Annotated in this window: 13 protein-coding genes; 4 read left to right on the top strand and 9 right to left on the bottom strand. The window is 75.3% G+C overall.

Features of this window, described 5'->3' with window-relative positions; genetic code table 11:
• Window positions 1–1,187 (top strand): YncE family protein (locus tag F8274_RS27035; RefSeq protein WP_151465184.1); only part of this gene is annotated, 1,187 nt, incomplete at its 5' end.
• 15 nt (window positions 1,188–1,202) lie between these two features.
• Here F8274_RS27035 and F8274_RS27040 read toward each other — a convergent pair.
• Both F8274_RS27040 and F8274_RS27045 read right to left on the bottom strand, forming a co-directional pair.
• Entirely contained in the window at window positions 1,203–2,789 is a 1,587-nt protein-coding gene (locus F8274_RS27040; protein WP_225853996.1) for an alpha/beta hydrolase, read from the bottom strand.
• A gap of 34 nt (window positions 2,790–2,823) precedes the next feature.
• Entirely contained in the window at window positions 2,824–3,936 is a 1,113-nt protein-coding gene (locus F8274_RS27045; protein WP_151465186.1) for an ATP-dependent DNA ligase, read from the bottom strand.
• 135 nt (window positions 3,937–4,071) lie between these two features.
• Here F8274_RS27045 and F8274_RS27050 point away from each other — a divergent pair, with 135 nt between their 5' ends.
• The gene (locus F8274_RS27050; RefSeq protein ID WP_091311643.1) at window positions 4,072–4,284 is read left to right on the top strand and encodes a hypothetical protein; all 213 of its coding nucleotides are present in this window, start codon (window positions 4,072–4,074) and stop codon (window positions 4,282–4,284) included.
• A 66-nt stretch (window positions 4,285–4,350) separates the two neighbouring features.
• Window positions 4,351–4,773, top strand: a complete 423-nt coding sequence (locus tag F8274_RS27055) for an SRPBCC family protein (protein WP_151465187.1) — start codon at window positions 4,351–4,353, stop codon at window positions 4,771–4,773.
• Here the strand turns inward: F8274_RS27055 and F8274_RS27060 are convergent.
• Entirely contained in the window at window positions 4,748–5,260 is a 513-nt protein-coding gene (locus tag F8274_RS27060; RefSeq protein ID WP_151465188.1) for a GNAT family N-acetyltransferase, read from the bottom strand. The genes F8274_RS27055 and F8274_RS27060 overlap by 26 nt on opposite strands.
• A gap of 93 nt (window positions 5,261–5,353) precedes the next feature.
• Between F8274_RS27060 and F8274_RS27065 the strand changes: the two genes are divergently transcribed.
• A complete protein-coding gene (locus tag F8274_RS27065; protein ID WP_151465189.1) occupies window positions 5,354–5,875 on the top strand; it encodes a DUF1990 family protein in 522 nt (173 codons plus the stop codon).
• Here F8274_RS27065 and F8274_RS27070 read toward each other — a convergent pair.
• The 6 genes from F8274_RS27070 to F8274_RS27095 all read right to left on the bottom strand — a co-directional run.
• Window positions 5,869–6,783 (bottom strand): DNA-3-methyladenine glycosylase, encoded by a 915-nt coding sequence (locus tag F8274_RS27070; RefSeq protein WP_151465190.1) that lies wholly within the window; start codon window positions 6,781–6,783, stop codon window positions 5,869–5,871. The genes F8274_RS27065 and F8274_RS27070 overlap by 7 nt on opposite strands.
• Before the next feature lie 191 nt (window positions 6,784–6,974).
• Window positions 6,975–7,619: a hypothetical protein gene (locus F8274_RS27075; RefSeq protein ID WP_151465191.1), complete on the bottom strand. Its 645-nt coding sequence runs from the start codon at window positions 7,617–7,619 to the stop codon at window positions 6,975–6,977.
• A gap of 206 nt (window positions 7,620–7,825) precedes the next feature.
• Window positions 7,826–8,614, bottom strand: coding sequence for an anti-sigma factor (locus F8274_RS27080; protein WP_151465192.1), 789 nt, complete (start codon window positions 8,612–8,614; stop codon window positions 7,826–7,828).
• Window positions 8,611–9,309: a sigma-70 family RNA polymerase sigma factor gene (locus F8274_RS27085; protein WP_151465193.1), complete on the bottom strand. Its 699-nt coding sequence runs from the start codon at window positions 9,307–9,309 to the stop codon at window positions 8,611–8,613. Before F8274_RS27085 ends, F8274_RS27080 begins: the two co-directional genes overlap by 4 nt.
• Before the next feature lie 82 nt (window positions 9,310–9,391).
• The gene (locus F8274_RS27090; RefSeq protein WP_151465194.1) at window positions 9,392–10,249 is read right to left on the bottom strand and encodes a spermidine synthase; all 858 of its coding nucleotides are present in this window, start codon (window positions 10,247–10,249) and stop codon (window positions 9,392–9,394) included.
• Window positions 10,249–11,042 (bottom strand): hypothetical protein (locus F8274_RS27095; protein WP_151465195.1); only part of this gene is annotated, 794 nt, incomplete at its 5' end. The genes F8274_RS27095 and F8274_RS27090, both read right to left, overlap by 1 nt.

Here is an 11,042-nt window from a genome sequence, read left to right on the forward strand (position 1 = left end):
GGTCCACGGCGGCCCCCCGCCCCGCCGCGGCCGCCGTGGACCTCCAGGAGGTGCTGTTCGTCGGCAACAACTGGGAGGGGACGGCCGACGTCATCCGGTCCCGCGGCGACTACGCGCGGCTCGGCCGGATCAACGTGGTCCCGGACCGGACCGAGCGGCTGCGCGAGATCTACCTCAACCCGATCCGGCTGGCGTTCTTCCTCGGCATCCGGCAGGGCCCGGGCGAGGGACACGACCAGCTCGTCGACGACATGTACACCACCCCGGACGGGACCGCCCTGGTGGTGTCCCGGCCCAGCTTCGCCGACGTGGTCTCCGTCGACCTGACCACCGGGCAGATCCGCTGGCGCTTCGCGGTCTCCGGCTACCGCGCCGACCACATGGCCGTGTCACCGGACGGCAGCCGGGTGGCCGTCTCCGCCTCCACCGGCAACACCGTGCACGTGCTCGACATCCGCACCGGCCAGCAGCTCGGCTCCTTCCCCACCGGGGACAAGCCGCACGAGAACATCTTCACCGACGGCGGCCGAAGGCTGTGGAACATGTCCATCGGCGAGGTCAACACCGACCTGGACGCACCCTGGCTGGACTGGACCAAGGGCGACCGGCGGATCACCGTCGCCGACACCACCACCTTCGGCGTGGTCAAGGTCATCGACATGCGGTCGCGGCTGGACGCCGCCGGCCGCCGGGACCTCTCCGACGCGGTCCGCCCGGCGGTCCTCACCCCGGACGGGAGCCGGCTCTACTTCCAGGTCTCGTTCTTCAACGGCCTGGTCGAGTACGACGTCGCCACCGACCGGATCACCCGGGTCGCCACCCTGCCGAAGAACCCCGCCACCAGCGAGGACCGCACCACCTGGGTGAACGACTCGCGGCACCACGGCCTGTCGGTCAGCCCGGACGGCGCCCGGCTCTGCGTCGCCGGCACCATGGACGACTACGCCACCGTCGTCGACCGGGCCACCCTGCGGGAGGGGACTCTCGTGCCGGCCAGCAAGCCGTACTGGGCCACGGTCAGCGGGGACGGCCGGGACTGCGTCATCTCCGAGGCCGGAGCCGACCGGGTCACCGCGATCAGCTTCGCCACCGGGCAGAAGGTGGCCAGCGTGCCGGTCGGCGACCACCCGCAGCGGGTCCGCATCGGGCACCTGCCGCTCGGCTGGACGCCCCCGGCGGCCGGCTGACCGGCCCGCGCGCCGTCACCGGGCGGGGCAGCGCAGCCCCTCCCGGGGGACGGTGAGCGAGACCAGGTAGGCGTCGACGGCCGCCGTCACGCAGGCGGTCTGCGGGTAGGCCGTGTGCCCCTCGCCCTCCCAGGTGAGCACCCGGCCGACGCCCAGCATCGAGGCCAGCGCGGCCGTCTGCTCGTAGGGTGTGGCCGGGTCGCCGGTCGTGCCGACCACCAGGATCGGCGGCGCGCCGGCCGCCTTGCCGGTCGGGTACGGATCCCGCCCACCGGGCCACTCCACGCAGCCCAGCATCCCGACCGCCAGCGCCGGGCCGAACAGCGGGTACTTCTGCCGCCACTCCGACTGGATCGACCGGATCCGCTCCCGGGTCGGCTTCTCGGTCTCGTCGGCGCAGTTCACCGCCATGTTCGCGTCGAACATGTTGGAGTAGTGCCCGTCGTCCTCGCGCCCCGCGTACGCGTCGGCCAGCTTGAACACGCCGCTCGGGTCGCCGCCCTGCAGGTCGTCGAGCGCCCGGGCCAGCTCCTGCCAGCCCTGCTCGGTGTAGAGGGAGGAGATGACCGCGTAGAACACCCAGCCGGCGGTGGCCTCCCGGCCGTCCCGGCCGCGCACCGGCGAGACCCTGGCCTTGTCGATGGCCGTGGTCACCGCGGCCCGCGCGTCGGGCGCGACCGGGCAGCGGCCGGCGTTCGCCGCGCACCAGCGGGCGAAGTTGTCGAACGCCCGCTCGAAGCCCTTCGCCTGGCTCTCCGAGCCGGCCAGGAGCTGCTGCCGCGGGTCCACCGCCCCGTCGAGCACCAGCGCCCGCACCCGCTGCGGGTAGAGCTGGGCGTAGGTCGCCCCGAGCAGGGTGCCGTAGGAGTAGCCGAGGTAGGTCAGCTTGTCGTCGCCGACGGCCGCGCGCACCGCGTCCATGTCCCGCGCGGCCTGCTCGGTGCCGTAGAGCGGGAGCTGGGCGCCGTACTTCGCGCCGCACCGCTCGCCGACCCGCCGGTTGAGGTCGACGAAGCCGTCGAAGGACGCCTGGCTCTCCGGGTCGGGGTCGTAGCCGAAGCTGGCGTCCAGGTCGGCGTCGGAGATGCACTTCACCGGGCTGGACCGGGCCACCCCCCGCGGGTCGAAGCCCACGATGTCGAACCGGTCGGTCACCCCGGCCGGCAGCCCGCCGAACCCCGGCCCGAAGGACAGGTAGACCGCCGTGTCCACGCCGGACGCGCCCGGCCCGCCCGGGTTCACCACCAGCGACCCGATCCGGTCGCGCTGCTTCTCCGACCGGATGCGGATCAGCGCGATCTCGAAGGTCTCCCCGGCGCCCGGCCCGGCGGTCGCGCCGGTCGCCGCCCCGGTGCCCCAGTCACGGGGTACGGCGATCCGGGCGCAGTCGTAGCGCATGCCCGCCGCGCCCCGCCCGACCAGCTCGTCCGGCACCTCGGGGCAGGGTCGCCAGGTCGGCGCGGTGCCCGGTGCGGCCGCCTCGCCCTGGCTCTCGGCCCGCGGGGCGAACGCCGGCAGCGTGCAGCCGGCCGTGAGCACCAGCGCCGCGAGGAACCCGGCCAGGGCGGGCCGGCGGCGGAGCCGGACGGGGAAGCGGGTCACGTGGGAGCCCTCCATGATCGTGTGGACCGCCAGGCTACGCCTGGCCGGGCCCGTCGCCGACGGTCGCCGCCGGGTCTCCCCGGAGCACCTCGTCGACGTCGTAGCGGATCGGGCGCTCCAACTGGTCGTAGGTGCAGGAGCGGGGATCGCGGTCGGGACGCCAGCGGACGAACTGGGCGGTGTGCCGCAGCCGGTCGCCCTCCATGGCGTCGTAGCCCACCTCGACCACCAGCTCCGGGCGCAGCGGCTCCCACTCCAGGTTCTTGCCACCGGTCCACCGGCTGACCCCGCCCGGGATGCGCTGCCCCCGCTCGTGGTCGCCGTGCACCCACGGGTGGTCGCCGCCGACCTCCCGGTAGGGCTCCAGCTCGTCGAGCAGCTCCTTGCGGCGCGCGGCGGTGAACGAGGAGCTCACCCCGATGTGGTGCAGCACCCCGGCGTCGTCGTAGAGGCCGAGCAGCAGCGAGCCGACCACCGGGCCGGACTTGTGCCAGCGGAAGCCGGCCACCACGGCGTCGGCCGTGCGCGCGTGCTTGACCTTGAACATGAGCCGCTTGCCCGGCTCGTAGGGCAGGTCGGCCGGCTTGACGATGAGCCCGTCCAGCCCCGCCCCCTCGAACACGTCGAACCAGCGCCGGGCCGTCTCCGGGTCGGTGGTCACCTGGGTGACGTGCACCGGCGGCCGGACCTTGGCCAGCGCCTTCTCCAGGCGGCCCCGGCGCTCCGGGTAGGGCCGGTCGGTCAGCAGCTCGTCGTCGAGGGCCAGCAGGTCGAAGGCGACGAAGTCGGCCGGGGTTGTCTCGGCGAGCAGCTTCACCCGGGAGGCGGCCGGGTGGATCCGCTGGGCCAGCAGCTCGAAGTCGAGCCGCGGCTGGCCGCCGGGGCCGTCCCGGCGGATCACGATCAGCTCGCCGTCGACCGCGCAGCGCTCCGGGAGCTGGCGGCGCGCCTGCTCCACCACCTCCGGGAAGTAGCGGGTCATCGTCTTGCCGCCGCGGCTGGCCAGCTCGACCTCGTCGCCGTCGCGGAAGATGATGCAGCGGAAGCCGTCCCACTTGGGTTCGTAGGTCAGGCCGGGATCGGTGGGCAGTTGGGGCACGCTCTTCGCCAGCATCGGCTCGACCGGCGGATTGATCGGCAGGTCCACGGCGACCAGTCAATCAGACCCCACCGACGGTGGTGAGGCAGATCACCGGCGGCACGCGGCGGCGTGTCCCGTCCCGAGCCCGTTCGTCACCCGCGACCGGATGGTGAAACCGCAGGTCAGCGCTACGGTCGCGGCGTGCCGGAGTGGAGCTGCGGATGCTGCGGTCGCTGGCGGGTCAGCGTGGAACTGATCCGCGGGCGGTACCGCTACCGGCTCGTGCACCGCTACCCGGCCGAGCACGGCGGCGGCGCGAACGTCGTCGGCGAGGTGGCCTCCGTGGCCGAGCTGGAGCTGCTGCTCCGGCGGTACGCCCCGGTCGGCCTGGCCGACCTCCGCGAGGCGGCCTGACCGGGATCACCCGCCGTCGATCCCCGGCGTAGCCTGACCCTGACCACACCTGGGAGGGGGAGCGGCATGCGGTTCGTCGAGTCCGTCGAGATCGCCGCCGACGCCGACCGGGTCTGGGCGGTGCAGACCGACGTGGAGCGCTGGCCGGAGTGGACGCCCTCGGTGACCTCCGCCCGGCGGCTGGAGCCCGGCCCGCTCACGCTCGGCGCGACGGCCCGGCTGGCGCAGCCCCGGCTGCGCCCGGCGGTCTGGCGGGTCACCGAGTTCGACCCGCCGCGCCTCTTCGTCTGGGAGTCCGACAGCCCGGGCGTGCGCAGCCGCGGCGAGCACCGGCTCGTCCCGCTGGCCGGCGGGCGGGTCCGCGCCGAGCTGGTGATGGCCCAGACCGGCCCGCTGGCCGGGCTCGTCGGTCTGCTGGCCGGCCGGACCATCCGCCGCTACCTGCGGCAGGAGGCCGACGGGCTCAGACGCCGCTGCGAGCGGGCCTGACCGCGCCCGGCTCACCCGCGACGAGCTTCTCCAGCACCGCCAGGCGGTTGCCGTTCTCGTCCGGCCGGTGCGCCACGACCCGGTAGCCGCGCCGCGCGTACAGGCCCAGGTTCTCCGCGCTCTCCGCGCCGGTGAACAGGGCGAACCGGGTCACCCGCCCGGCGCAGGCGGCCTCCACCGCGGTCAGCAGCCGGCCACCGACGCCGCGCCCCTGCTGGTCCGGGGCGACCGCGAGCCGGCCCACGTGGGCGGTGTCGCCGTCGACGCGGGCGCGTACCGAGCCGACGAGGCGGGGCCCCAGCCGGGCGGCCAGCACCACGGTCGGGCCGGCCAGGGCGGCGCGGACCTCGTCCAGGGTCTCGGTCAGCGGGGGCAGGAACACGTCCCGGTAGCGCTGCGCCTCCACCAGGTACGCGGCGCGCTGCACGGTGAGGATCTCGCCGGCGTCCGCGACACCGGCCGGGGCGACGGTCAGCTGCTCGGTCACCCCGCAAGCCCACCACAGCCGGCCGGACCGGTGCCGGGCGGGCCACCCCGCCCGGCCGTACGCTGGCGGGGTTTCCGCGAGGAGGAGGCCGACGTGCCCGAGCTGACGTACCCCGAGGTGGGGGCGACCCGCGACGGGCGCCTGCCGGCTGGCTACGACCACCTGCGCCACCGGGTCCGGCTGCCGGACGGCGCCTTCGCGACCGCGGCGGACGCGGTGCTCGGCTGGCGGCTGCACCGGGCCGCCGGCGTCGTCATGCGCACCGACGCGCCGCGCGCCGCCGCCGGCGTGCGGGTCACCCCGGGGCTGGGCGTCGGCCCGCTGCGGATCTGGGGCCCGACCGAGGTGGTCTGGACGGCCGACGAGCCGGACCGGGCCGGATTCGGCTACGGCACCCTGCCCGGGCACCCGGAGATCGGCGAGGAGTCGTTCCTGGTCACCCGAACCGCCGACGGGGTCTGGTTCGAGGTGACGGCGTTCAGCCGCCCGGCCCACTGGTACGTGCGCGCCGCCGGGCCGCTCAGCCGGGCGGTCCAGCAGGCGTACGCCCGGTGGCTCGGCCGGACCCTGCGCCGGCTCTGCGCCGGGCACCGGCCGGCGTCGCCGCCTCAGTAGCCGGCGAAGGAGCGGATCGGGGCGCGCGGCCCGTACTTCGGCGCCTGGATGCCGGCGGCCTCCAGCAGCACGCAGACCCGGCCGCGGTGGCCCCGGAACGGTTCGAGGAGGGCCAGCATCCGGGCGTCGTCGCCGCGCGGCTCCCCGGCCAGCGCCCAGGCCACCGTGTTCGGGACGTGGTAGTCGCCGACGCTGACCGCGTCCGGGTCCCCGTAGGCGATCCGGACCACCTCGGCGGCGGTCCACGGCCCGATGCCGGCGATCGCGGTGAGCCGGCGGGTGGCCTCGGCGCCGTCGGCGCAGCGTTCCAGCCGGTCCGCGACGGCGGCCGCGCGGCGCAGCGTGTCGGCCCGCCGCTGCTCCACCCCGAACGGGTGGAAGACCCAGTACGGCGTGGCCGCCACCGCGGCGGCCTCGGGCGGCAGCAGCAGCGGTTGCAGCGGCCCCGGCGCCGGCTCCCGGAAGTGCCGCACGGTCGCGGAGTACGCCCGGTACGCCTCCTTGCCCGTGACCTTCTGCTCGAGGACGGCCCGCAGCAGCCGGGGGAAGACCTGGCCGGTGGCGGGCATCCGCAGCCCCTGGTGCTCGCGGGCCAGCCGGGCCACCAGCGGGTGCGCGCCGGCCAGCGCGGCGAACCCGGTCAGGTCGTCGCGGAGCCCGGCCACCGCGTCGGCCCGCTCGACCACCCAGTCCGCCCCGGGGCCGTAGCCCTCGGCGACCAGTTCGCCCGCCTCGGGGCGCAGCGCGAGGGTGGCCGGCCCGGCCGGGGTGCGGGTGGCCCACCAGAAGCTGCCGGCGGCGACCCGGGCGCACGGGTCGTACGGGCTGAAGGTGAGGGCGCGGACCGAGGCGGCCAGTCGGTAGCCGGCCGGTGGGCGCAGCGTCCGGCGGGCGGCGGGGGAGGTCACCCCGCCACTCTGCCATGACGTCCTCCGGTGACAGCGGACACGCGGCGGCCGGCGCGGGTGTGCGGCGCCGGCCCGTATCGGACCGGCGCCGCGCCGGGACGCGGGGCTGCCGGAAAGCCGTCGTCCCGGAACCACGACGGTGGCCGGCCGCGCCCTCCCCGGCTGCGACCGGCCACCGTGTCCGGGGTCCGTCAGTACGAGTAGCCCGAGTCACCGCCCGAGTCGCCCGACGCCGGCGGCGCGACCGCCTTGGGGGTGCCGGTGGGCAGGCAGGTCAGGTTCTTCTTGCCGTTCGGGTCGACGACGAACCAGGTCCCGCCGACACCCTGGCCCTTCCACTGGCCGGGCTTCTTGTCCCCGATGTAGCGGTAGACCGGCCAGCCCCCGATGGTGATCTGCCGGGTACCGTCCTGCCGGGTGACCGTGCCGACCTTGTCGTCGGAGACGCCCTCGAGCTGCGGGTTGCCGTCGGTCAGCGCGGGCGGCCAGACCTCGGCGCATTTGTCCACGCAGTTGGACTGCGCCGGGTCGGCCGAGTCCTTGTCGAACCGGTACAGCACCCAGCCGTCCTGGTCGGTGACGACCTTGCCCATCCGGGGCAGCTTCTTGCCGACCAGTTCGTCGGTGAGTTGCACGTCGGACGGGGGCGCCTTGTCGGCCGGCGCGTCCGGGGACGCGGAGGCTTCCGGTTCGGCCGACGCGGTGGGTTCGGCCGCGGCGACGGCGACCGGCTCGGCCGCGCTCGAGTTCGCCCCGTCGTAGCCCGCGGGGGCGCAGGCCGTTAGTGCGACCATCGCGCTCGCGACGATGACGGTCGTCCGCTTCAGGTGTGCCACGTGCCCTCCTCGTTCTCAGCAGTTCGCCGAGTAGTACGGGCGGCACCCTGTCAAGGTTGAAGAGAAAAGGGTGCTCCATTTCACAGTGGATCCGTTGAACCGATCCGCCCGGCGGCGCGTGGGGGAGCACATCGGGGACGGCAACCCCGGCAACGACGGAACGGCGCCGGGCGGTGTCGCTGCCCGGCGCCGGCGTTCCGGCGGGATCAGAGGTCGCTGACCGTCACCAGCGGGCTGGCGATGCCGTTGACGTCGACCGACTGCACCTGGATCTTCTCGATGTCCTTGAGCGGGGCCGACGTGGACGCGCTCAGCTCCAGCGGGAGCTGGTTGGTGTTCGTGCCGTAGCCGCCGCCCGGCACCGACCAGGTCGAGACCACCTCGCTCGTGGCGTTCTTACGGACCACGACCAGCCGGCAGGTCCGCGGCCCGGGCAGGCGGGTGAGCTGAAGGTCGATCTGGGTGCCGTACTCCTTCGACGCCAGCCACATCGTGGTCTTCACGCCGGTGCCCGGGTCGACCGCGTTGTGCTGGTCGCCCTCCTGCTCGTTGCCGCCGACGTTCGGGTCGTTGGGATCGGACGCCGCGGTGTTCGGCGGGGCGGTGACGGGCGCCGTGAGGGTCGGCTGGGCCTGCGGGAGAGGCTTGTCGTCGCCGCCCCCGAACACCCCGGCCATGCCGACGCCGCTCAGGCCGCCGAACACCACGACCGCCGCCGCCGCGGCGAAGACCTGCCGCATCCGGGTGCGCCGCCGGTCGCGGCGGACCGCCACCAGCGTGCGGTCCAGCAGCGCCGGATCCGTGTGCGTCTGCTCCAGCGCGGCCATCGCCTCGCCGTCGATGCCGGAGAGCAGCCCCACCACCGGGACCATCGTCTCCAGTTCCGCCGCGCACGCCCAGCAGGTGGCGAGGTGCTCCTCGAACCGCTCCGTGTCCTGCGGGTCCAGCACGCCGAGCGCGTACGCGGCGACGTCCATGTGGTCCGCGCGGCTCATTCCGTCACCCCCCTCTCCTGCAGAGCCGTGCGCAGCGCGCGCAGCGCGTAGTAGACCCGCGACTTGGCGGTGCCGAGCGGAAGGCCCAGCTCCTCGGCCGCCTCGGGCACGGTACGCCCCCGGAAGTACGTCGCCACCAGGATCTCCCGGTGCGACTGGCTGAGCGTACGCAGCGCGTCCGCCACGGTCATCGTGCGCAGCACCCGGTCGGTGCTGTCCGCCTCGGCGAACGCGGTCAGGTCCCGGTCGTACGTCTCCGCCGGGCGGGCCTGTTCGCTGCGGTGCTCGTCGATGGCGATCCGCCGGGCCACCGTGACCAGCCAGGGCCGCAGCGACCCCTGACCGTGGGTGCCCAGCCGGTGCGCGTTGCGCCAGGCCCGCAGCAGCGTCTCCTGCACGATGTCCTCGGCGCGCTGCCGGTCGCCGCCGGTCAGCCGCATCACGAACATCAGCAGGGGCCCGGCGTGCTCGGCGTAGAGCAGCCGGATCAGCTGGTCGGAGTGGCTCGCCTCGGTGGACGTGGCCTGGTGGCGTCCGGGCGCCGGTCGCGGCGTCACCGGATCATTCTGGCGATCCGAGGGGCAGGCGTCGACCCCCCGGCCCGACCTCGACGCGCGCGACCGGGGCTGTGCCCGGGCGAACATCCATTCGGGCCGCGCCACCTCGCCGTGCCAGCCGGCCGCCACCGCATGCATGCAAGACCTCCGGTGTCCAATGACTCAGCCGACCCCCCACGGGCATGGCCGCCCGGTGATACGCAGCCGCCCGCCCAGCGGATCAACGCCGGACGGAAAAAATTCCGGGCGGGGGTGGGGTGGAGTCGGTGGCGTCGGCGTCGTGGACCACCGGAACGCCCCCGACGAAGCGGTCCAGCTCGGCGCCGGCCAGCACCCGGCCGGGGAACCAGTCGCCGGCGGCCCGCCGGGTCAGCTCCGGCACCGGCGGCTCCACCCGGGACGCCACGAGCACGAGGTTGCCGTAGCGCCGGCCGCGCAGCACCGCCGCGTCGCCGACCACGCAGGCGCGGGGCAGCACGGTGCGCACCGTGGCGACCTGCCCGCGGGCGTGCCGCAGCGGCGGGCCGTCGGCGATGTTCGCCAGGTAGCAGCCGTCGGGCCGGAGCACCCGGGCCACCTCGGCGGCGTACTCGGCCGAGGTCAGGTGGGCGGGGGTGCGGGCGCCGGCGAAGACATCCGCGAGCACCACGTCGTAGCTGCCGTCCCGGCTCGACGTCAGGGTGGCCCGGGCGTCGGCGACCCGGACCCGCAGCCGCGGGTCGGCCGGCCAGGGCAGCTCGCGGCGCACCAGCTCCACGAGCGCGCCGTCCACCTCGGACACCCGTTGGGTCGAGCCGGGGCGGGTGACCTGGACGTAGCGGGGCAGGGTGAGCGCGCCGCCGCCCAGGTGCAGCACCCGCAGCGGCGCGCCGGCCGGTGCGACCAGGTCGATGGCGGCGGCCAGCCGCCGGACGTACTCGAACTCCAGGTGGGTGGGGTCGGTGAGGTCCACATGGGACTGCGGGGCGCCGTCGAGCAGCAACGTCCAGGAGCCCGGCCGCTCCGGGTCGGGCACCAGCTCGGCCTGCCCGGTGTCGACCTGCGCGACCGCCCGGTCCGCGCCGCGCCGCCGGCCCATCAGCGCCGGATCCCGCGGGCCGCCGCGGTGAGCACCCGGTGCAGCAGGCGGGCGTCGCCGAGCATCCCGCGCAGCCGCCGCTCCAGGCCGGCGATGGGGATGAGGTTCTGCGGGGCGCGCGGATCCTTGTACGGAGTCGAGGCGAACCGGGGCAGCGTGACCAGGGACAGGTCGGCCAGCGCGATGGCCTCGGTCTCGGTCAGCTCGGCGGAGCACTCGACCCGCACGATGCCGGCCCACGGGGCGCCGCCGGCCACCGGCAGCCGCAGGTACCACGAGTAGCCGCCCCACGCGGTGCCCAGCCGGAACACCGGGCAGCGCTGCCCCGGGGCCAGCCCGGTGACCACCGCGGTGAGCCGACCGTCCAGGTACTGGCTGTGCTGGGTCTTGATGTAGCCGAGGGTGCGGGGCAGGTTCCGCCGGCTGCGCAGCGGCCCGTCCACCACCAGCAGGTCGCCGTCGGCCCGCACGGCGTCGGAGACCGCCACCTCCAGGGCGGTCAGCGGGCCCTGCACGGCGGCCGGGAGCTTGCTCAGCTCGCCCGTGCCGCTCACCCGGTGCACCGGGTAGCGGATCGCGCCGGCCACCACGTCCTGCGCCGACGGGCTGGCGGTGAACAGGCCCCGGCCCACCCGCGAACCGGCCAGCTCCGCCGCGCCCCGCTCCAGGTCGCAGCGGACCACCCCCGCCGCGTACGACGCGGCGATGCCCGGGAACGAGCCGCCGTCGTCCTCCGCCGTCCAAACGCTGGCGTCGATCCGGCGCACCCCGTCGACCAGCAGCCTGTCTCTTA

This window comes from Micromonospora sp. AMSO31t, assembly GCF_008868175.1.
Lineage (GTDB): Bacteria > Actinomycetota > Actinomycetes > Mycobacteriales > Micromonosporaceae > Micromonospora.